Consider the following 22301-nt stretch of genomic DNA (forward strand, 5'->3'; position numbering starts at 1 on the left):
CGCACCTGCTACATCACTTCAAAGGCTGACCGTTGGCATCGAGCTTGATGACATCGCCCCAGCCCAGCTCGCGCACGCCCGCTTCGATCTTGCGCACATCGCCCACCACCAGCCACACCACCTGCTCCGGATGGATGTACTTCGGCGCCGCATCGGTCAGCTGCGCCTGGGTCAGCGCACTGATGCGGCCAGCGTAGTTGGTCCAGTAGTCGTCCGGCAGGCCCAGGTTCACACTCTGCAAGGCAGCCCCCTCCAGCGCATCGATGGACTCGAAGCGCGCCGGCAAGCGCGAGGTCATGTTGCGCATGATGCTGAGGTACTCCTCGCCAGCCAGCGGACGTTCGCCCGCCACGCCTTTGATTTCCTTCGCCACTTCCAGCATCGCTTCCTTGGTCTTGTCGGTCTGCACCGGCGCCATCACGGTAAAGGCGCGCTGGCCGCGCACATTGCTCAGGCCCGCCGAGGCGCCGTAGCTCCAGTGTTTGTCCAGGCGCAGATTGCGGTTCAGGCGCGAAGTGCTCATGCCGCCGAAGTTCTGCATCACCGGCTCCATCGCCAGGTCCTCCGGCTGGCCGCGCGACAGCGACAGGTGCGCCGCCACGATCATCGACTGCGGCGCGTCGGGTCGATCGATCAGGTACACGCGCTTGCCTTGCGTGGCCGGCGCCGCCGCTGCCGACTTGGCCGGCGCGCTGCCGGCCGCCCATTTGCCGAACGATGCTTCCAGCAGCGGCATCAGCTTGGCCATGGTGGTGTCGCCGGCGACGACCAGGGTCGCGCTGCCCGGTTTGAACCAGTCGCGATGCCAGTTCACCAGATCGTCGCGGGTCAACGCTTCGACCGTCTTGTCGTCGCCGCTGGCCGGCTTGCCGTAGGCGTTGTCGGCGCCGTACAACAGGCCGGCGATCGCGCGCTGAGCGCTGCCGGCCGGCGAGGATTTCTCCTGCGCGATCTGGGCGATGCGGCGCTGCTTCTGCAGTGTGAACTGGTCGGCCGGGAAACTGGCGTTGAGCACCGCGTCCGCCATCAGGTCCAGCGAGGCGCCGAAGTTGGCGGCGGTCGATTGCAGACGCACCAGCGACTGGTCGGCCTGCGTGCCGGTGCCGAGCTGCGCGCCCTGCGTTTCCAGCGCATTCGACAACTGGAAGGCGTCGCGGCTCCTGGTACCCTTGTCCAGCAGCTCCAGCGCCAGCGAGGCCAGGCCGGACTTGGCGGCGCTGTCGCTGGCCACGCCGGCATCGACCGCCAGCGCGGCGTTGACGATGGGCGCGCCATGGCGTTCGATCAACACCACCTTCAAGCCATTGGCCAGGCGCGCGCGCTGCATCGCCGGGAAGCTGACGGTGGGCGCCTCGCCCAGCGGCGGCAGCACCTTGCGGTCGATGCCGGTCTTGCCCGCAGCCAGTTTGGGGAAAGGCTTGACCACCATCGTGTAGTGGTGTGCGCCGCGCAGCCATTTGTTGGCGGTCGCCTTGACGTCGGCCGGCTGGGCCAAGGCCAGCCCGCGCAGGTCGGCCAGGTAGGCGTCCGGCGAGCCGCCGAACATCATGCTCTCGGCCAGCAGCCCGCTGCGGCCGCCGCCGCCGCCCAGGCGTTCGATCTGCCGCGCAGTGTCGGCGTAGGCCTTGGTGCGCACGCGCGCCAGTTCCTCGGCGGTCGGGCCTTGCGCCAGCAGTTCATCGACCACCGCGTCGATTTCGCGCTCGACCAGGGCGACATCGACGCCCGGCTTCAGCGTGGCGCGGATGCCGAAGGTGCCGGCCAGTTCGTTGCCGTCGGCGCGAGCGCTGACGTTGGTGGCCAGGGCCTTGTCGTACACCAGGCGCTTGGTCAGGCGCGCGCTCTTGGAGCCGGTCAGCACCTCGGCCAGGATGGACAGGCGCAGCGTTTCGGGATCGCCCCACACCGGCGCGTGATAGCTACGCTGGATGCGCACCTGCGCCACCTGGTCTTCCATTTCATCGCGGATGTTGCGGTCCAGCGTGGGTATCCAGCTGTCGGTGCGCACCAGCGGCGGACCGGGCGGAATGCCGTCGAAGTACTTCTTCACCATCGCCAGCGCCTGCTCCGGCTTGATGTCGCCGGCCAGCACCAGCACCGCGTTGTTCGGGCCGTAGTAGGTGCGGTACCACTCCTTGATGTCATCCAGGCTGGCGGCGTTCAGGTCTTCCATGTAGCCGATCACCGGCCACGAATACGGATGCGAGGCCGGATACATGCGCTGCGACTGCTCGATGTGCACGCGGCCATAGGGCTGGTTCTCGCCCTGGCGCTTCTCGTTCTGCACCACGCCGCGCTCGCGCTCGAGCATGTCCTTGCTGATGTAGTTGGCGAGGAAGCCCATGCGGTCGGCTTCCAGGTACAGCGTGCGGTCCAGCGCGGAGACCGGCACGTCTTCGTAGAAGTTGGTGCGGTCGTTGCTGGTGGTGCCGTTGCGGCTGCTGGCGCCGAGGTCGTCCATCGCTTCGCGGAAGCCGTGCGGATAGTTTTCCGAACCGTTGAAGAAGAAATGCTCGAACAGGTGGGCGAAGCCGGTCTTGCCGCGCTTCTCGTTGCGCGAACCGACGTGGTACCAGACGTTGACGCTGACCAGCGGCACGCTGTGGTCTTCGTGGACGATCAGCGTCAGGCCGTTCTGCAGCGTGAACTTCTGATACGGCACCGTGTAGGGCTTGAGGTCGACCACGGCGGACTGGGCGGCGGCGGCCGGTGCGGCGGCGGCCGGGCTGAAGGCGGAAGCGACCAGGGCGGCCACCAGGGTAAGGCGCATTACGCTGTTCATAGGATTTGACAGTGATGGATGGGATGCCAATCCTACAATGTTTCCTCAGCTACTCCAAGCGTAAAAAACCCGCCAGCCTGAACGCGATCAAGATCGCGCTCAGTACTGGCGGGTTGTTTTCCTGCCAAGTCTTAGCGGCGATTAACGCTGGTCCAGCGGCTTGACGTCGCGGGTGGTCGAACCGACGAACAGCTGACGTGGACGGCCGATTTTCTGCTCTGGATCGGCGATCATTTCGTTCCACTGGGCGATCCAGCCGATGGTGCGGGCCATGGCGAAGATACCGGTGAACAGCGACACCGGAATGCCCAGCGCCGATTGCACGATGCCCGAGTAGAAGTCGACGTTCGGGTACAGCTTGCGCGAAACGAAGTATTCGTCGTTCAGTGCAATCTTTTCCAGTTCCATCGCCAGCTTGAACAGCGGGTCGTCTTGCAGGCCCAGCTCTTCCAGCACTTCGTAGCAGGTTTCGCGCATCAGTTTTGCGCGTGGGTCGAAGTTCTTGTACACGCGGTGACCGAAGCCCATCAGCTTGACGCCGGAGTTCTTGTCTTTCACCTGAGCGATGAAGGCAGGAATGTTCTCGACGCTGCCGATTTCCTTCAGCATGTTCAGTGCCGCTTCGTTGGCGCCGCCGTGGGCAGGGCCCCACAGGCAGGCGATACCGGCAGCGATACAGGCGAACGGGTTGGCGCCCGACGAACCGGCCAGACGGACGGTCGAGGTCGATGCGTTCTGCTCGTGGTCCGCGTGCAGGATCAGGATACGGTCCAGCGCGCGCACCAGCACGTCGTTGACTTTGTATTCTTCGCATGGATTGCCGAACATCATGCGCATGAAGTTGGCGCTGTACGACAGGTCGTTGCGTGGGTACACGAACGGCTGGCCGATCGAGTATTTGTACGCCATCGCCACCAGGGTAGGCATCTTAGCGATCAGGCGGATGGCCGATACTTCACGGTGCTTGGCATCGTTGATGTCGAGCGAGTCGTGGTAGAACGAGGCCAGCGCGCCGACGGTGCCGACCAGCACCGACATCGGGTGCGCGTCGCGACGGAAGCCGCGGAAGAAGAATTGCATCTGCTCGTGGACCATGGTGTGCTTGGTCACGGTTTCGACGAATTCGGCTTTCTCGACCTTGTTCGGCAGTTCGCCGTTCAACAGCAGGTAGCACGATTCCAGGAAGTCGGCGTTCACGGCCAGCTGCTCGATCGGGTAGCCGCGGTACAGCAGCTCGCCCTTGTCGCCGTCGATGTAGGTGATCGACGAGTTGCATGCCGCGGTCGACATGAAGCCTGGATCGTAGGTGAACTTGCCGGTGCCGGCGTACAGTTTGCGGATGTCGATCACGTCGGGACCAACGGTGCCCTTGTAGATCGGGAATTCTACCGACGGGCTGCCATCGGAAAACGATAGGGTGGCTTTGTTATCAGAGGTGTTCATGGACTCTTCCTTCTTGGAGAGATGCGGCAAATAAAAAAAACGAAACTTTTCTGGGTGTGTCGTTATGCGCGGCGCAGTCGCTGCAGCAGTGCGTGCACATGCGGCAGGTCGACCTCGCCTTGGGGCTCTTTGCGGGCCAGTACCAGATCCATCAGGTCATTGTCCGACAAATCGAGGAGCCGCGTGAATGCGTCCACTTCTTCGTCGGTCAATTCGGTTTCATGCGCATCGAGAAAACGGGTCAGGATGATGTCGTTTTCCAGCAGGCCCCGGCGGGAACGCCACCGCAGGCGCGCTCGGTTGGCGGGGTCGGCCTGATGCGCTGAGCTGTTCGGTTCAGTCATATGGATGAGCTACTTTATACGAGAACGGGCGACGAGGCCGCCGCCCGTGTGGTGCCGCTTAGACCGCGCGGCGGACCATCAATTCCTTGATCTTGCCGATCGCCTTGTTCGGGTTCAGACCCTTGGGGCAAACATCGACGCAGTTCATGATCGAGTGGCAGCGGAACAGGCGGTACGGATCTTCCAGGTTGTCCAGGCGCGCGCCGGTGGCTTCGTCGCGCGAGTCGGCGATGAAGCGGTAGGCTTGCAGCAGGCCGGCCGGGCCGACGAACTTGTCCGGATTCCACCAGAACGATGGGCACGACGTCGAGCAGCAGGCGCACAGGATGCACTCGTACAGGCCGTCGAGCTCTTCGCGCTCGGTCGGCGATTGCAGGCGTTCTTTTTCAGGGCGGATCGAATCGTTGATCAGGTAAGGCTTGATCGAATCGTACTGCTTGAAGAACTGGGTCATGTCGACGATCAGGTCGCGGATCACCGGCAAGCCTGGCAGCGGGCGCAGCACGATAGGCTCGCTCAGCTCGTTCAGGTTGGTGGTGCAGGCCAGGCCGTTTTTACCGTTGATGTTCATCGCGTCCGAACCGCACACGCCTTCGCGGCACGAGCGGCGCAGGGCCAGCGAGTCGTCGACGTCGGACTTGATGCGCTGCAGTGCGTCGAGCAGCATCTTGTCGGTGTCCTTCAGCTCGACCGTCACGTCCTGCATGTAGGGCTTGGCGTCCTGGTCCGGATCGTAACGATAAATTTTCAGTTTGAGAGTGCGTGCCATGTTCTAGCCCTTAGAAAGTACGTGGTTTCGGTTTGAAGGTATCAACCGTCAATGGCTTGGTAACGACCGCTTTGTATTCCAGTCGGTTGCCTTCCGAATACCACAGGGTGTGCTTCATCCAGTTGTCGTCGTCGCGGTTCGGGAAATCGTTGTGGGCGTGGGCGCCGCGCGATTCCTTGCGGGCCACGGCCGACGTGATCGTCGCTTTCGCGGTTTCGATCAGGTTGTCCAGTTCCAGCGCTTCGACGCGCGCGGTGTTGAACACCATGGATTTGTCCTTGAACGAGACGTGCTTGCGGCGCTCGTCCAGCACCATGATTTCCTTGGCGCCCTGGGTCAGCATTTCGTCGGTACGGAACACGCCGCAGTACTTCTGCATCGTGGCGCGGATGTCGTTGGCGACGCCCTGCACTTTTTCCGAGCCGGTCGAGGTTTCCAGCTTGTTCAGGCGGCCCAGCGCGAAGTCGGCGGCGTCCTTCGGCAGAGGCTTGTTCTCTTTCTGCTTCAGGTTCGAGGCGACCACGTGGTTGCCGGCGGCGCGGCCGAAGACCAGCAGGTCCAGCAGCGAGTTGGTGCCCAGGCGGTTGGCGCCGTGCACCGAAACGCAGGCGCATTCGCCGATCGCGTACAGGCCGTTGACAACCTTCTGCGAGCCGTCGGCGCCGGGCGTGACGACCTGGCCGTGGATGTTGGTTGGAATACCGCCCATCTGGTAGTGGATGGTCGGCACCACCGGGATCGGTTCCTTGGTGGCGTCGACGTTGGCGAACTTGTGGCCGATTTCCAGAATCGACGGCAGACGCTTGGCGATGGTGTCGGCGCCGATGTGGCGCAGGTCCAGCATGACGTGATCCTTGTTCGGACCGCAGCCGCGGCCTTCCTTGATCTCCTGGTCCATCGAGCGCGACACGAAGTCGCGCGGCGCCAGATCCTTCAGCGTCGGCGCGTAGCGCTCCATGAAGCGTTCGCCTTCGGAGTTGATCAGGATACCGCCCTCGCCGCGCACACCCTCGGTGATCAGGACGCCCGCGCCGGCCACGCCGGTCGGGTGGAACTGCCAGAACTCCATGTCCTGCAGCGGCAGGCCGGCACGTGCCGCCATGCCCATGCCGTCGCCGGTGTTGATGAAGGCGTTGGTCGATGCGGCGAAGATGCGGCCGGCGCCGCCGGTGGCGAAGATGGTGGTCTTCGCTTCCAGGATCATCGTTTCGCCGGTTTCCATTTCCAGTGCCACCACGCCAACCACGTCGCCTTCGGCGTCGCGGATGATGTCGATCGCCATCCACTCGACGAAGAAGTGGGTGCGGGCGCGGACGTTGCGCTGGTACAGCGTGTGCAGCAGCGCGTGGCCGGTACGGTCGGCCGCGGCGCAGGCGCGCTGCACGGCTTTCTCGCCGAAGTTGGCGGTGTGGCCGCCGAACGGACGCTGGTAGATGGTGCCGTCAGGGTTGCGGTCGAACGGCATGCCGAAGTGTTCCAGCTCGTAGACGACCTTCGGTGCTTCGCGGCACATGAATTCGATCGCATCCTGGTCGCCCAGGTAGTCGCCGCCCTTGACGGTGTCGAACATGTGCCAGAACCAGTTGTCTTCCGCCATATTGCCCAGCGATGCGCCGATGCCGCCCTGCGCCGCCACGGTGTGCGAACGGGTAGGGAAAACTTTCGACAGCACCGCCACGTTCAGACCGGCTTCAGCCAGTTGCAGGGATGCGCGCATGCCGGAGCCGCCGGCGCCGACGATTACCGCGTCAAAGCGGCGGGTAGGGATTGCAGATTTAATAGCTGCCACGATTACACACTCCAGAGTATCTGTACCGACCAAACGGCACAAGCGACCAACCACAGGATGGTGGCGATTTGCAGGGTCAGGCGAAGGCCGACGGCTTTGACGTAGTCCATCCAGATGTCGCGCACGCCGATCCAGGCGTGGAAGAACAGGCCGAACAGGGTGACGGCGCTGATCAGCTTGAACCACTGCTGGGCGAACAGGCCGGCCCAGCCTTCATACGTGAAGTTCTGGCCGGTCAGGAAGGAAATCAGCAGGATGGCGGTGTACAGCACCATCATGACGGCGGTCACGCGTTGTGCCAGCCAGTCGCGCATGCCGTAGCCGGCGCCGACCACCAGGCGTTTTGGACCAATATTGTTATTTGCCATCTCAGAAAACTCCAAACAATTTGAGGGCGACGATCGCGGTCAGCGTCAGGCTGACAACCAGCACGCCAACGGACGATTTGCGGGCGGAATCCTTGTCCAGGCCGATGTGGGCATCCATCACCAGGTGGCGTACGCCAGCGCAGAAGTGATGCATATAACCCCAGACCAGGGCCAGGATGATCAGTTTGACCAGCGGGTGGGAAACAATCCCCTGGTAGTAGGCGAAGGAGATCTCGGAGCGCAAGCTCTGCTCCAACAGATATAGCACGAAAGGCAGCAGTGCAAACATCATGAAGCCGCTGATGCGGTGCAGGATGGATACAATACTCGCCAAAGGCATGCGGTAGTTGGACAATTCGGTAACATGAATGTTACGGAACTCCGGCCGTTCTTTTTTTGGGGCTTCCCTTACGGCTTCTGACATAACAAGACCTCCTAAGCATAAACAAAAATATCGAGACTGCGATTTTCGCCGATTTTCGCACTCATAACCAATATCTATTGTTACATATAACTAAAATAGTGTTTGGCAACACCATGCGGCGGCTACTTTCCGTAGCTCAACGTATTATCAGCGCAACAATGCGTCCGGGCTGCGACGGCGCCCTGTTTGCGCTGCCTGAAGCGGGTTTGCGATGCTTCAGGGTCTCCTTAAATCCTCAGCTTAACTAAGCTCATTGTGATAGTGATGACGTTCCGTGGAGTACAAGCCGCGGCGCAATTCCACCGCCTTGTCGCCATAGGTGAACGACACACGCTCGGACGCCAGCAAGGGCGTATTGACGGGGAGATGCAGCAATTCGGCATCGTCGGCGCCGGCGCAGACGGCGCGGATCTTTTCCGTCGCGCGTATCATGCGGGTGCCGAATTCGGACTCGAACAGGCCGTACATCGGGCCCTTGTATTCCACCAGGCGCTCGGCGGTCAGGCCCTTGAAGGTCATGCCCGGCAACCACAGCTCCTCGACGATGGTCGGCAGTCCGTCGAACGATTGCACGCGCTTGATGAAGATGACGGCGTCGCCGGACTTCAGGTCCAGCAGGCGCGCCACGTCGGCCGGCGCGCGCATGCGCTTGACTTCGATGAATTTGCTTTCGGGGTAGTGCGGCACGCCCTCGTCGGGCATCAGGCGCAGGAAGCGGAAATGGGCGCGCGCCTCATGGTGGGTGGACACGAAGGTGCCCTTGCCCTGCTTGCGCATGACCAGGTTTTCCGCCGCCAGTTCGTCGATCGCCTTGCGCACCGTGCCCTGGCTGACTTTGAAACGGTTGGCCAGCTCGACCTCGCTGGGGATCAATTCACCCGGCTTCCACTCGCCCGATTGCAGGCTTTGCGTGATGAGCGCCTTGATTTGCTGGTACAGTGGGGAGAAGGTCGGCGCCGGCGCGGCCGCGGAGCCCGCAGACGATCCGGCAGCCCCGCCGGTGCTGACGGTAGTGGAATTGCTGTTCGGATTGGGCGGGACTGAATTCATAGACCAAGATTTCACCACAAATGCCCGGTGCCGTCCAGCAAAAACACGCAATAACTTATCTGTCTTATATAAGACATAAGATAGGATTGACAGATGCCACACACACGCCTACACTCCCCGGCGAGACGCATTAGCTAACGCCTCGGCAACCATTCTAAGCGCTCAATTTGCAGTATGATTACGATTTCCCGGACCGGCACCGGTCCAGCTTCGAGAACGTTTTAATTCCCACTTTGGAGATTCATCATGGCTAAAACCCCAATGCGTGTTGCTGTCACCGGCGCCGCCGGTCAAATCGGTTACGCTCTGCTGTTCCGCATCGCCAACGGCGACATGCTGGGCAAGGACCAACCAGTCATTCTGCAATTGCTGGAAATCGCCGACGAGAAAGCCCAGAAAGCACTCAAAGGCGTCATGATGGAAATCGACGACTGCGCCTTCCCGCTGCTGACCGAGATGACCGCCCACTCCGACCCGATGACCGCCTTCAAGGATATCGACGTCGCCGTGCTGGTTGGCGCCCGTCCACGCGGCCCAGGCATGGAACGCAAAGACCTGCTGGAAGCGAATGCCCAGATCTTCACCGTGCAAGGCAAGGCGCTCGACGCCGTCGCATCGCGCAACGTCAAAGTACTGGTGGTCGGCAACCCAGCCAACACCAACGCCTACATCGCCATGAAATCGGCGCCTTCGCTGCCGGCCAAGAACTTCACCGCCATGCTGCGTCTGGACCACAACCGCGCGCTGTCGCAAGTGGCAGCCAAGACCGGCACCGCCGTCAAGGACATCGAGCAGCTGTGCGTATGGGGCAACCACTCGCCTACCATGTACGCCGACTACCGTTTCGCCACCGTCAACGGCAAGGCTGTCAAAGACCTGATCAACGACCAGGAATGGAACGCCAACACCTTCCTGCCGACCGTCGGCAAGCGCGGCGCGGCGATCATCGAAGCGCGCGGCCTGTCGTCGGCTGCTTCGGCCGCCAACGCAGCGATCGACCACGTGCATGACTGGGTTCTGGGCACCGCCGGCAAGTGGACCACCATGGGCGTTCCTTCGGATGGTTCGTATGGCATCCCTGAAGGCACCATGTTCGGCTTCCCGGTGACCACCGAAAACGGCGAATACAAAATCGTCCAGGGCCTGGAAATCGACGCGTTCTCGCAAGAGCGCATCAACCTGACGCTGAAAGAACTGACCGAAGAGCGTGAAGGCGTCAAGCACCTGCTGCCAGCCTAAGTTCCGACACCACCCGCAAGTGGAACCGGTTAAACCACCGATCCGCCGCACCCGCCGCGCTGCCGAGAGCAGCGCGGTGTCTGTATCTACTCAAGATTCCCGCATGCACCCATCCGAGGTTTTATTCCAGGGCAATCGCCAGCCGCTGCTGCTGCCGGCCTGCGACCATTACGCCGGCTCCGAAAAGCTGATGCGCAAATCGATCGCCCTGCAACAAGAGCTTGGCCCCCTGTTCGACATCACCCTCGATTGCGAAGACGGCGCCAGCGCCGGCAACGAGGAAGCCCACGCCCGCCTGGTGGCGCAGCTGCTGCTGTCGGACGATAACAAGTTCAACCGCATCGGCGCCCGCGTGCACGATGTCGCCAGCCCGTTCTTCGCGCAGGACGTGGAGATCATCTGCGCCGCCGCCCAGCGCCTGGCCTATATCGTGCTGCCCAAGGTGCACGGCGCCAAGGAAGTCGCCGCCGCCATCAAGTTGATCAACACCCACGCCGCCAAGGCCGGCCGCAAGGACCTGCCGGTGCACGTGCTGATCGAAACCCACGGCGCGCTGCGCGAAGCCTACGAGATCGCCGCCCTGCCCCAGGTGCAGTGCCTGTCGTTCGGCATCATGGATTTCGTCTCCTCGCACTACGGCGCGATACCCGCCAACGCGATGCGCACGCCGGGCCAGTTCACCCATCCGCTGGTGGTGCGCGCCAAGCTCGACATCGCCGCCGCCTGCCACGCGCACGGCAAGGTGCCGTCGCATAACGTCACCACCGAGATCAAGGACACGGCGGTCGCCGCCAATGATGCCCAGCGCGCCGCCGCCGAATTCGGCTACACGCGCATGTGGAGCATCCACCCGAACCAGATCAAACCGATTATCAAGACCTTCACGCCGCGCCTGTCCGAGGTCAGCGAGGCGGCCGCCATCCTGCTGGAAGCAGAGGCGAAGCAATGGGGGCCAATTTCCCAAAACGGGCGCTTGCATGACCGTGCGAGCTACAGATACTATTGGACCGTTTTACAGCGCGCCAAGCTGGCCGGGCTGAGCTTGCCCGAGTCCGCCACCACGCTGATCAACGGCAGCCCCACCGACCCCACACTGGAAACACCATGACGTCCATCTCCAAACTACTCCTGGCTTGCAGCTTCGCGCTGGCCTCCATGACCCTGGCCGCCGGCGCGCAAGCGCAGAGCTCCGAGCCGGCCAAGAAAACCGTCAAGAAGGCCGGCAAATCCAAGGGTTCGACTGCCAAGCCGAGCGCCAAGCCGGCCGAAACCAAGACGCCGGACGAAGACGCCGACGAACCGGCCGTGGCCGATTCGGCCGTGACCGAGTTCGATTGCGAGCTGGGCAACAAGATCACCATCTACGAAAACGCCAGCGACGAAGCGCACATCGCGCTGCGCTGGAAGAAGCGCCTGCATCGCCTGACGCGCGTGGGCACCACCACCGGTGCGCACCGCTTCGAAAACCGTTTGTACGGCTTGATCTGGATCGGTATTCCGGCCAAGGGCATGCTGCTGGACTCCAAGCAGAACCGCCAGTTGGCCAATGAATGCCGCAACGCCGAGCAACTCAAGCCGGTCGCGCCCACCGCGGCCGAGCCGACCAGCACCAAGATCACGATCCAGTAATACAGTTTTCAAACACAGTTTCAAGTTCCAAAGGGGCGCGCCGCCACGGGCGCCAGCAGCACGGTTTTAACTTCAATAATAGACGATACCCACGAAGGAGAGGTCATGTCCCGCAACACTCTGAACACGCTTAAGGATTTCAACATTTCCGGCAAAAAGGGCAAGTTCTACTCCCTGCCAGCCCTGGAAAAGAGCCTGGGCGCCAAAATCTCCCGCCTGCCGGTATCGATCCGTGTTGTGCTGGAATCCGTGCTGCGTAACTGCGACGGCAAAAAAGTCACCGAAGAACACGTCAAGCAGCTGGCCAACTGGGGCGCGACCGCCGACCGTACCGACGAGATTCCATTCGTGGTCGCCCGCGTGGTGCTGCAGGACTTCACCGGCGTGCCGCTGCTGGCCGACCTGGCCGCGATGCGCAACGTCGCCTACAAGATGGGCATCAACGCCAAGAAGATCGAACCGCTGGTCCCGGTGGACCTGGTGGTCGACCACTCGGTCACCATCGACCACTTCCGTGAAAAAGGCGCGCTGGACCTGAACATGAAACTGGAATTCTCGCGCAACAACGAGCGCTACCAGTTCATGAAGTGGGGCATGCAAGCCTTCGACACCTTCGGCGTCGTGCCTCCCGGCTTCGGCATCGTCCACCAGGTCAACCTGGAATACCTGGCGCGCGGCGTCCACAAGACCGCTGACGGCGTGTACTACCCGGACACCCTGGTCGGCACCGACTCGCACACCACCATGATCAACGGCATCGGCGTGGTCGGCTGGGGCGTGGGCGGCATCGAGGCGGAAGCCGGCATGCTGGGCCAGCCGGTCTACTTCCTGACCCCGGACGTGATCGGCGTGAACCTGACCGGCATCCTGCGCGAAGGCTGCACCGCGACCGATCTGGTACTGACCATCACCGAACTGCTGCGCAAGGAAAAAGTCGTCGGCAAGTTCGTCGAGTTCTTCGGCGAAGGCACCGAGACGCTGTCGCTGACCGACCGCGCCACCATCGCCAACATGGCGCCTGAATACGGCGCGACCATGGGCTTCTTCCCGGTTGACGACGCCACCATCGAATACTTCGAAGGCACCGGCCGCACCAAGGACGAAATCGCCGCGTTCGCCGCCTACTTCAAGGCCCAGGGCCTGTACGGCGTGCCCAAGGCCGGCGACATCGACTACACCCGCGTGGTGGAACTGAACCTGACCTCGGTGACGCCGTCGCTGGCCGGTCCTAAGCGTCCACAGGATCGTATCGAAATCGGCAACGTCAAGAACAACTTCACCGAACTGTTCTCGAAGCCGACCACCGACAACGGCTTCAACAAAAAAGCCGAAGACCTGAACAAGACCTACACCACCAGCAACGGCGTGAACGTGAAAAACGGCGACGTGCTGATCGCTGCGATCACCTCGTGCACCAACACCTCGAACCCGAGCGTGCTGCTGGCCGCCGGCCTGCTGGCCAAGAAAGCCGTCGAAGCCGGCCTGACCGTCGCTCCGCACATCAAGACCTCGCTGGCGCCTGGCTCGCGCGTCGTGACCGAGTACCTGACCGCCGCCGGCCTGCTGCCATACATGGAGCAACTGGGCTTCGGCGTGACCGCCTACGGTTGCACCACCTGCATCGGCAACGCCGGCGACCTGACCCCGGAACTGAACGCCGCCATCAGCAACAACGATATCGTCGCTTCCGCCGTGCTGTCCGGTAACCGCAACTTCGAAGCGCGGATCCACCCGAACATCCGTTCGAACTTCCTGGCATCGCCACCGCTGGTGGTGGCCTACGCCATCGCCGGCAACATGACCGTCGACCTGATGACCCAGCCGGTTGGCAAGGGCAAGGACGGCAAGGACGTGTACCTGGGCGACATCTGGCCGACCTCGAAAGAGATCGCCAAGCTGATGAAGTTCGCGATGAACTCGAAAGTGTTCAAGTCGAACTACGCCGACGTCAAGGGCAACCCGGGCAAGCTGTGGGAACACGTGTCTTCGACCGAAGGCAATGTCTACAACTGGCCGGCATCGACCTACATCGCCGAGCCACCGTTCTTCGACAACTTCGAGATGGTCCCGAAAGCGGCCGCCACCGGCATCACCGGCGCGCGCGCGCTGGGCGTGTTCGGCGATTCGATCACCACCGACCACATCTCCCCTGCCGGCTCGATCAAGGAAGACGGCCCGGCGGGCAAATGGCTGCTGGCCAACGGCGTGATGAAGGCGGACTTCAACTCCTACGGCTCGCGTCGCGGCAACCACGAGATCATGATGCGCGGCACCTTCGCCAACGTGCGCATCAAGAACCGCATGATTCCTGCCAAGGCGGACGGTTCGGCGGTGGAAGGCGGCATCACCATTCACCAGCCGACCGGCGAACAGTTGTCGATCTACGACGCGGCGATGAAGTATGTTGCCGAAGGCACGCCGACCATGGTGTTCGGCGGCGAAGAGTACGGCACCGGCTCGTCGCGCGACTGGGCGGCCAAGGGCACCCAGCTGCTGGGCGTGAAGGCCGTGATCGTGCGTTCGTTCGAACGCATCCACCGCTCGAACCTGGTCGGCATGGGCGTGCTGCCGCTGCAATTCATCGGCAACGACAGCGTTGAATCGCTGGGCATCACCGGCAAGGAAGTCTACGACCTGAAGGGTCTGGAAGGCGAGATCAAGCCACAGCAACTGGCTACCCTGGTCATCCATCGCGAAGGCAAGCCGGCACAGGAAGTCAAAGTGCTGCTGCGTATCGACACCCCGATCGAAGTCGACTACTACAAGCATGGCGGTATCCTGCCATTCGTGCTGCGCCAGCTGCTGGCCGCATAAATAGTTAGTTGCTCTACAGAGAACGCCGGGCTAGTTCGCTAGTCCGGCGTTTTTTTATGCGCGCTTGCTGAATCAACTACAATACGGTTCATAAGGGTTATCATCTGCATGACTGATCCGCTTTATCCACTTTTATGAGACTCTTATTGCGCTATGCGTCGTCCAAACAAAGATTCATCCCATAAGTTGTCTGCCGAGAGCCAGCGCCTCGTCACCTATGCCCTCGCGGTCGGGCAGGCGGCCAGCCGTATCGAAGAGCGGGCCTGGGAACACAGCCTCGATACGCAGCTCCACAAACTCCTCAAGACCGGCCACCAGGAAACCATCGATTCGACCTTGAACAGCCTGTTCAAGGAAGACCTGAACGCGTACGACGTGTTGATGGATGGCGTGGAAGCGGTCAGCGAATCGAGCAGCATCACCATCGAAACCGACGGCGTCGCCAAGCAGTACGACGTGCTGCTGGTGGCCGCGCCCATCCTGGCGTGGACCCGCTTCGCCATCGCCTCGGGCGCGATCCCGGCCGACATCCTGAGCACGCTGTCGGCGCACTTCTCGGCCCATCTGCTGGCCGACGGCACGCACATGGCGATGTCGCCGACGCTGTTCTCGATCGACCAGCTGCCGCGCAGCCACGTCGAGACCTACGCCAAGGTGCACAAGCTGGCGCAGGCCGCACTCAAGGGTACTGTGCTGAAGCCCGACACCAAGGTGCCGGAGACGGCGCCGTTCCTGGCCGACACCCGCTACCTGCTGGTGGCCGTGGTGACACCGGCGGGCGGCCCGCTGTTCCGCTGGCAGATGCCGGCCAACCAGGCCAACTTCGTCAGCGAGCGCACCACCGCGCTGGAGCAGTGGCGCGCGCAGGTCACGCCGACCATCAACCGTTTGCTGCCGGGTTGCGGCGTCGAGCTGCTGCTGCCGGAGGCCTACTACATGGCCTGCCGCGAGGCGGACAAGCTGATCCGCCCGGTGTCGATCCGCGCCGCCGTGCATTACCTGACGCATACGCTGGCGGTCGAGCCGTCCGAACTGCGCGCGGTGATCGCCGGCTTCGGCGAGGAAAACGCCGACGGCCAGATCGACGAATACCGCGTGGCGTTCACCCAGCGTTCGTCGCCGGACGTGATCTACGGCGTGGTGTGGCCGCTGTACGGGCAGGAAGATGAGGAAGGCACGCCGCCGGAAGGTCCGCTGCAAGGCGGTCCGGGCGGTATCGTGCAGCAGCCGGTGACGCCGGTGGAGGAAATCATCAACAACCTGAACGAGGCCGGCATCACGCAGATCAAGAAGCACAGCGAGCGTTTCGTGGCCGAGTTCTGCGACGACTGCGGCGCGCCGCTGTTTGCCGACCCGGTCGGCGAACTGGCGCACGCGGAAATGCCCGAGGATACGCCTAGCGGCACCGAGCACTTCCACTAAAAATAAAGCCCCTCGCGGGGCTTTATTTTTTTGGTGCCGGCAGTGGTTGCGGCAAGTAGATGATAATGGGCTGGGGCTGCTGTGCGGCCATCTGCATGGCCGCCGATTGCGCCTGCGGCTTCAAAATCTGACCGAGCGTGATGCCGAGTCCGCCAAAACCGATAAACAAACCGATCAGGCTGGCAACCATCCACTTATGTGTATCCGCCGACATCTTGTGCATTTCGGCACGCAAGGCCTCAATGTCCGCCTTCGTCGCTAGCGTCGGCAGGATGGCATCGTAGTGCGCTTCAAGCGCGGCAAATCGCTCGTTGTCCATCTAACCAACTTAGTACAAATCCAGAGCGCTACCAAGCCGAAAACGGATGCTTTATCAGGCTCGAGTTGAGGTAGCGCAGGTCATCGGTCACTTCCTCGCCGATCCAGTCCGGCTTGTCGAAGACCTGGTCTTCCGAGCGCAATTCGATCTCTGCCACGACCAATCCGGCGTTCGCGCCGAGGAACTCGTCGACCTCCCACACGTTGCCCGCGTAGCTGATGCAGCGACGGTATTTTTCGATCAGCGGCTGTTCGCACAAACGGTCCAGCAGCTCGGCGGCATCGGCCATCGGGATCGGATACTCCCACTCGCCGCGCGTGGCGCCGACGTTGCGGCCCTTGATCGTCATCACCGCCCGATCGCCCTCGATCCGCACCCGCACCACGCGCTCCTTGTGCGACGACAGATAGCCCTGGCGAAAAAACACCGGCTCGCCAAGGCTCTTCCACGCATCGCCGCGCAACAGGAACTTGCGCTCGATTTCAACCCCCATCTCAGGCGTCCAGCGACAGCAGGATAGGCTGCAGGATCGACGCGCCCAGCGCCGCGCTGCGGGCGCCGTTCCAGCCCACGTGCGGATCCGGCAGGTCGGCGTTGTCCTTGAACGGCATCTCCAGGGTCAGCGCCAGGCAGCCGAAGTGGTGGCCGACGTACTTGGACGCCAGGGTCAGCATGTCTTCCTTGTACTTGCTGGCGGCGTAGCCGTATTTGTCCTGAAAGTCCGGGCTGGCGTTCTTGTAGCGGTCGATGAAGTCCTGCTGCTTGACGCGGCGCTCTTCGCTGAAGTTCTCCAGCATCTCGTTGCCGGCCACGAAGTTGTACGGCAGCGCTTCGTCGCCGTGGATGTCGAAGAACATGTCGATGCCGGTTTCGTGCATCTTCTGCTTCACGTACAGCACTTCCGGGCTGCGCTCGACCGATGGGGTCATCCACTCGCGATTGAGGTTGGCGCCCGAGGCGTTGGTGCGCAGGTTGCCGCGCACCGAGCCGTCCGGATTCATGTTCGGCACGATGTAGAACACGCAGCGCTGCAGCAGCTTGCGGGCGATCGGATTGGCGTCGTCCAGCAGCGAATCGATCAGGCCTTCGACGAACCATTCGGCCATCGATTCGCCCGGGTGCTGGCGCGCGATGACCCAGATTTTCTTCTCCGCTTCCGGCTTGCCGATGACCACCAGGTTCATGTCGCGGCCGTCGATGGTGTTGCCCAGGTCGTGCACGCGGGCCAGCGGATGCTCGGCCACTTCGCCCAGCAGGCGCAGGTGGCGCTCGAACGAATACGGCTCGAAGTAGGCGTAGTACACGCTGTCGGTTTCCGGCGTGTGCTTGATGGTCATGACCTCGCCGTCGAAGGCGGTCGGCACGCGGAACCAGTTTTCGGAGTCGTAGCTGGCGACGGCCTGGTAGTCCTCGTAGCCCTTGGCGTAGGTGGCCTGGCCGGCGTTCAGGAAGCGCATGCGCACCTGCTGGTCGCGCGCGCCCTGCAGGCGGAAGTGGAACCACTGGTGGATGTCGGCGTGCGAGTCCTTGCGCAGATTCAGTTCGATCTCCGCCGCGCTGTCCGCGCGCAGCACTTCGATGGCGCCGGAGTCGAAGTTTTGGCTGATTTTGATGGTCATGTTGATCCAATATAAAGTGAATGCCGATGACGCTATTTTACCAGCGCAACTCCGCCGCCGGCGGTTCGTGGCGGCGGGCAGGCACGGCGGCCGAGCACCGCCAGACCTGCACATTGGATCGATGTCGGATTAGCGCCAGACCGCCGTACCAAACTTGCTCTGGGCGTCGCTCGGCTTCAGGTCGGACAGCGAGCAGTGGTTGGCGTTGTCCGAGAGAGCGGACTGGATCAGGCGCCCGGTCTTCAGGTTGGCGGCGCTGGGGATCACGCAATAGGCATTGAAACGCGCAGGCAAGCCTTTGAGCACGGTCTTTACATCCGGCGCGTTAGGCTTGCAGTTCACGCTGGCGTCCTCCATTTTGCCGCCGCCGTTCACGCTCTCGCCCGAGAAATCGCACGGCGCGCCGGCCGAAGCGCCCGGTACGCCGACGGAGCCGGCCAGCGTCACGCCGCGAATGACGGCGCCTGTCGTCACAGGTTTTTTGCCGTCGGCACGGGCGGCCGGCAAGGCAAGCAGGAACACGGCGGCAAGCGCGCCCGCGACTACGGTCTCAATCTTTTTCATGGCAAAACTCCTTCGGTCGGTGTGGATAGAAAGACGCGCGGATGCGGCGCCTGGGCTTCTATTCACAAGTTCCGTGCCAGGACCACATGGCGTATTTGCGTGGTGTTGGCTTCCCAAACCGTGTCAAGCGAAGGGCGTTGACACGTCAATGACATGTCAAGACGGCAGCTCGTGGATCGCGATCCCTTCGATCGGATCGATCTCGCGGTCCCACGGCCGCAGCGCGATCATGCGCTGGGTGTCTTCATAGCCGGCCTGCCAGCGGGCGCGGATGCCGGCGGCGCTGAAGTCGATGTCCTTGGTGTGGTCCTCGTTGCCGACCCGCGGCGATTTGAGCGACACCACGTGCATGGTGGTGCCGCACCCCCACGCCGCCAGCTGGCGCACCTCCTCCGACATCGCCGCTTCGTCCGACAGGTGCAACGTCAACTGGCGGATCACGTGGCGCAGCCGGTGCAGCTTGCGCTGCTGCTCGATATTGCTGGCGCGGCTGGCGTACTGGATCTCCTTGTACTTGTCCAGCACCTGCAACATGCTTTGCGGCTCGCTGCCGTCCGGGTTCCACACCTGCACCGAGAAGATCACCGAGCTGCGGCGCGGCTCGTCGTCCAGCACCGCCTCGATCGGCGTGTTGGAATAGATGCCGCCGTCCCAGTATGGCTGGCCGTCGATGCGCACGGCGGGAAAGGCCGGCGGCAGCGCGCCGGACGCCATCACATGCGAGGCGCTCAGCGTGTCCTTGCGGGTATCGAAATAGCGCATGCCGCCGGAGCGCGCATTGACCGCGCCTACCGTGAAGCGGGTATCGCCATCGTTGAGGAGCTCGAAATCGACCAGCGTATCGAGCGTGGTGCGCAGCGGCGCGGTTTGATAGTAGGAGGCGTGTTCGACGCCGACCTTGGCGTCGGGATTCCACCACGAGCACGGATTGGGTTCGAAGAAGGCCGGTATGCCCTGCCCCATCGTCACCGCGTTGGCCAGCGCGCGCGGCATGACGGAAAAGCCCAGCGCGTTCTGCTCCATGCGCTGCCAGAACTGGCGCAGCCGGTCCATGCGGTAGCGCGGCTGGTTGCCGGCGATGATGGCGCCGTTGATGGCGCCGATCGACGTGCCGATCACCCAGTCCGGCTCGACGCCGGCTTCGTGCATCGCCTGGTAGACGCCCACCTGGTAGGCGCCCAGCGCGCCGCCGCCCTGTAGCGCCAATACGACTTGCCCCGGCATCGAAGGCGACGAGAGGCGGGCGGGTTTGCGATTCAAGTGTGACCTCCGGAGGGATGCGGACTACGCTGCACTGCACCATGCGATTGTAGTGCAATTCGGCGCCGCCCGCAGACTTCCTTTATGCCACCACCACACCCTTGGCCGCCAGCGCGGCGCGCACGCCGGCGCCGTAGGCCGGGTCGGCCTGGTCGAATTGGGCCAGCTGGCGGGCGATGATCTCGGCGCCCACCTGGCTCAGGGGACCGGCGATGTTGTCGAACAGGTTGTGCCGCTCCTGCGCCGGCATCAGGCGGAACAGGTTGCCGGCCTGGGTGGTGTCGTCTTCCTGGCCGCGGCCGTCGTAGCGGGCCGCGCCGCCTTGCAGCGCCAGCGCCGGTTCGCCGTGGCCCAGGCCGTGCGGCTGGCTGCCGCCCGCTTCGGTGGCCGCGTAGTTCTGCTCGGCGCCGCCGTTGGCGACCGCCATCGCGCCGTCGCGCTGCTGGTGGTGGACGGGGCAGCGCGGCGCGTTCACCGGCAGGTGCTGGTGGTTGGTGCCGACCCGGTACAGCTGGGCGTCGTGGTAGGCGAACAGGCGCGCCTGCAGCATCTTGTCCGGCGAGTAGCCCAGGCCGGGCACCACGTTAGCCGGCGACAGCGCGGCCTGCTCCACTTCCGCGTGGTAGTTCAGCGGGTTGCGGTTCAACTCGAACACGCCGACCGGGATCAGCGGGAAGTCCTTGTGCGGCCAGACCTTGGTCAGGTCGAACGGGTTCCAGCCGGTGCGCGCTTCCCATGCGGCCAGTTCGACCTCGGTGGCCACCTGCAGCTTGACGTCCCACTGCGGGAAGTCGCCGGCGGCGATGGCGCCGAACAGGTCGCGCTGCGCGTAGTCGGGGTCGGTGCCGGCGATGCGGGTGGCTTCGGCGGCGGGCAGGTTCTTGATGCCCTGCCTGGTCTTCAAATGCCATTTGCAGTAGACGCGTTCGCCGGCGGCGTTGATCAGGCTGAAGGTGTGGCTGCCGAAACCGTCCATGTGGCGGTAGCCGTCCGGCGTGCCGCGGTCGGAGAACAGCATGGTGACCTGGTGCAGGCTTTCCGGCGTCCTGCTCCAGAAGTCGAACATCATGGTCGGCGATTTCAGGTTGGTCTGCGGGTCGCGCTTCTGGGTGTGGATGAAGTCGGGGAACTTGATGCCGTCCTTGATGAAGAACATCGGCGTGTTGTTGCCGACCAGGTCCCAGTTGCCTTCCTCGGTGTAGAAGCGCATGGCGAAGCCGCGCGGATCGCGTTCGGTGTCGGCGCTGCCCTTCTCGCCGCCGACCGTGGAGAAGCGCACGAAGGTGTCGGTCTGCTTGCCGATCTCGGAGAACAGCCTGGCCTTGGTGTAGCGGGTGATGTCGTGGGTGACCGTGAAGCGACCGTAGGCGCCCGAACCCTTGGCGTGCACCACGCGCTCGGGAATGCGCTCGCGGTTGAAGTGCTGGAGTTTTTCGATCAGGTGGAAGTCTTGCAGCAGCAGCGGGCCGCGCGGGCCGGCGCTGGCGGAATTCTGGTTGTCGGCGACCGGGATGCCGGAGGCGGTGGTAAGACGTGGTGGCTGGCTCATTGCGGGGCTCCTGTTGGGGTGGACAATGCAATGATTCTAACCAGATCGATCGATAAATAAAAACTATATATATCTATAGGATTGATAGTATTTGCAAATTACAAGCCTTATATTTTCCTGCGCGGTCAGTTTCACATGGGAAATTTGCGTGCGGCGCAACAACAATTGTCATTGAATATTTCTATTGGCCATCTATCTACTCATTTTGATATTTTAATTCTGCTATCTTATGCTCTCCCATCACCCAAAAAAAAGAGAAAAATCATGTCCATTTCCCGTTGTTTGACCGCCCTAGTCGCCTCCTTGTCCATCAGCCTGCTGGCGATGGGCGCTGCACGGGCGGAAAGCCCGGTGTTTACCTCGTCGGCTTACGCCAATATCGCCAATCCAACGGTCAACGGTTGGTGCTCCGACTGCAGCGCCGGCCAGCACATGATCGACCAGTTCTCGCTGGCGTCCGCGGCGACGTTGTCCAGCACTGATTTCGCGATCGCCAGCGACTTCGGCTCCAACTGGAATATCGAGGTCACGATCTTCGACAGCAGCATGAACCTGCTGTACTCGCATATCAACGCAGCAGGCTCCTATGGCGTGACCTATATGGGCAACGACGTCAACCAGATCCACGCCGCCATTACCGGCGTCTCTCTGAGCGCGGGCAACTACTTCATCGGCTGGTACGATCCCGCCGACATGGCTGTACTCGGCTACGCTGGCGGCACTACGCTGACCACCACCAACGGCGGCTATACCGGCACCGTGGCCGCGTTCCAGATCAACGCCGTTCCCGAGCCTGAGACCTATGCCATGCTGCTGGCCGGCCTGCTGATCGTGGGCGCCATGCGCCGCCGCGCCGCCAAACAAGCCTGAGCGGCAGGCACAAAAAAAACCATCGACACCGTACGCGTTTTCAAGCG

At 62.7% G+C, this 22301-nt stretch carries 20 protein-coding genes; 6 read left to right on the top strand and 14 right to left on the bottom strand.

The window, feature by feature from the left end; translation table 11 throughout:
• Positions 1-13: 13 nt before the first annotated feature.
• The 8 genes from AC1RMD_RS05565 to AC1RMD_RS05600 all read right to left on the bottom strand — a co-directional run bounded on the left by AC1RMD_RS05565 (position 14) and on the right by AC1RMD_RS05600 (position 8969).
• Positions 14-2770, bottom strand: coding sequence for a M16 family metallopeptidase (locus tag AC1RMD_RS05565; RefSeq protein ID WP_492924433.1), 2757 nt, complete (start codon positions 2768-2770; stop codon positions 14-16).
• A gap of 153 nt (positions 2771-2923) precedes the next feature.
• Complete coding sequence (gene gltA / locus AC1RMD_RS05570; protein ID WP_492924435.1) at positions 2924-4225, bottom strand: citrate synthase; 1302 nt, start codon at positions 4223-4225, stop codon at positions 2924-2926.
• A gap of 62 nt (positions 4226-4287) precedes the next feature.
• On the bottom strand, positions 4288-4569 hold the full coding sequence (locus tag AC1RMD_RS05575; protein ID WP_217945365.1) for an FAD assembly factor SdhE: 282 nt from the start codon (positions 4567-4569) through the stop codon (positions 4288-4290).
• A gap of 58 nt (positions 4570-4627) precedes the next feature.
• Positions 4628-5338 carry a succinate dehydrogenase iron-sulfur subunit gene (locus AC1RMD_RS05580; protein WP_492924437.1) on the bottom strand — a complete coding sequence of 237 codons (711 nt, stop codon included), beginning with the start codon at positions 5336-5338 and terminating at the stop codon, positions 4628-4630.
• A 10-nt stretch (positions 5339-5348) separates the two neighbouring features.
• Positions 5349-7127, bottom strand: coding sequence for a succinate dehydrogenase flavoprotein subunit (sdhA, locus tag AC1RMD_RS05585; protein ID WP_492924439.1), 1779 nt, complete (start codon positions 7125-7127; stop codon positions 5349-5351).
• A 2-nt stretch (positions 7128-7129) separates the two neighbouring features.
• Positions 7130-7495 (bottom strand): succinate dehydrogenase, hydrophobic membrane anchor protein, encoded by a 366-nt coding sequence (gene sdhD, locus AC1RMD_RS05590; RefSeq protein ID WP_026334262.1) that lies wholly within the window; start codon positions 7493-7495, stop codon positions 7130-7132.
• Position 7496: 1 nt separating this feature from the next.
• On the bottom strand, positions 7497-7919 hold the full coding sequence (gene sdhC, locus AC1RMD_RS05595) for a succinate dehydrogenase, cytochrome b556 subunit (RefSeq protein ID WP_492924442.1): 423 nt from the start codon (positions 7917-7919) through the stop codon (positions 7497-7499).
• Positions 7920-8159: 240 nt separating this feature from the next.
• Positions 8160-8969, bottom strand: a complete 810-nt coding sequence (locus tag AC1RMD_RS05600) for a GntR family transcriptional regulator (RefSeq protein WP_492924444.1) — start codon at positions 8967-8969, stop codon at positions 8160-8162.
• A gap of 246 nt (positions 8970-9215) precedes the next feature.
• Here AC1RMD_RS05600 and AC1RMD_RS05605 point away from each other — a divergent pair, with 246 nt between their 5' ends.
• The 5 genes from AC1RMD_RS05605 to AC1RMD_RS05625 all read left to right on the top strand — a co-directional run bounded on the left by AC1RMD_RS05605 (position 9216) and on the right by AC1RMD_RS05625 (position 16073).
• Positions 9216-10208, top strand: coding sequence for a malate dehydrogenase (locus AC1RMD_RS05605; RefSeq protein WP_492924446.1), 993 nt, complete (start codon positions 9216-9218; stop codon positions 10206-10208).
• A gap of 103 nt (positions 10209-10311) precedes the next feature.
• Positions 10312-11316: an HpcH/HpaI aldolase/citrate lyase family protein gene (locus tag AC1RMD_RS05610; RefSeq protein WP_492924448.1), complete on the top strand. Its 1005-nt coding sequence runs from the start codon at positions 10312-10314 to the stop codon at positions 11314-11316.
• Positions 11313-11837 (top strand): hypothetical protein, encoded by a 525-nt coding sequence (locus AC1RMD_RS05615; protein WP_492924450.1) that lies wholly within the window; start codon positions 11313-11315, stop codon positions 11835-11837. Before AC1RMD_RS05610 ends, AC1RMD_RS05615 begins: the two co-directional genes overlap by 4 nt.
• Before the next feature lie 105 nt (positions 11838-11942).
• The gene (gene acnA, locus AC1RMD_RS05620) at positions 11943-14651 is read left to right on the top strand and encodes an aconitate hydratase AcnA (protein WP_492924452.1); all 2709 of its coding nucleotides are present in this window, start codon (positions 11943-11945) and stop codon (positions 14649-14651) included.
• A gap of 153 nt (positions 14652-14804) precedes the next feature.
• Positions 14805-16073 (top strand): DUF2863 family protein, encoded by a 1269-nt coding sequence (locus tag AC1RMD_RS05625; RefSeq protein WP_492924454.1) that lies wholly within the window; start codon positions 14805-14807, stop codon positions 16071-16073.
• Between the two features lie 22 nt (positions 16074-16095).
• Here the strand turns inward: AC1RMD_RS05625 and AC1RMD_RS05630 are convergent, their stop codons facing one another.
• The 6 genes from AC1RMD_RS05630 to AC1RMD_RS05655 form a co-directional block, all read right to left on the bottom strand.
• On the bottom strand, positions 16096-16392 hold the full coding sequence (locus AC1RMD_RS05630) for a hypothetical protein (RefSeq protein WP_492924457.1): 297 nt from the start codon (positions 16390-16392) through the stop codon (positions 16096-16098).
• A gap of 28 nt (positions 16393-16420) precedes the next feature.
• On the bottom strand, positions 16421-16885 hold the full coding sequence (locus AC1RMD_RS05635) for a CYTH domain-containing protein (protein WP_492924459.1): 465 nt from the start codon (positions 16883-16885) through the stop codon (positions 16421-16423).
• A gap of 1 nt (position 16886) precedes the next feature.
• On the bottom strand, positions 16887-18011 hold the full coding sequence (locus tag AC1RMD_RS05640) for a M14 family metallopeptidase (protein ID WP_492924462.1): 1125 nt from the start codon (positions 18009-18011) through the stop codon (positions 16887-16889).
• 129 nt (positions 18012-18140) lie between these two features.
• Complete coding sequence (locus tag AC1RMD_RS05645; protein ID WP_492924464.1) at positions 18141-18575, bottom strand: hypothetical protein; 435 nt, start codon at positions 18573-18575, stop codon at positions 18141-18143.
• 156 nt (positions 18576-18731) lie between these two features.
• Entirely contained in the window at positions 18732-19799 is a 1068-nt protein-coding gene (locus AC1RMD_RS05650; protein ID WP_492924695.1) for a patatin-like phospholipase family protein, read from the bottom strand.
• Between the two features lie 118 nt (positions 19800-19917).
• Positions 19918-21384, bottom strand: coding sequence for a catalase (locus AC1RMD_RS05655; RefSeq protein ID WP_492924467.1), 1467 nt, complete (start codon positions 21382-21384; stop codon positions 19918-19920).
• Between the two features lie 264 nt (positions 21385-21648).
• Here AC1RMD_RS05655 and AC1RMD_RS05660 point away from each other — a divergent pair, with 264 nt between their 5' ends.
• Entirely contained in the window at positions 21649-22254 is a 606-nt protein-coding gene (locus AC1RMD_RS05660; protein WP_492924469.1) for a PEP-CTERM sorting domain-containing protein, read from the top strand.
• Positions 22255-22301 lie beyond the last annotated feature (47 nt).

The organism is Duganella sp. GW822-FHT06D06, from assembly GCF_058799615.1.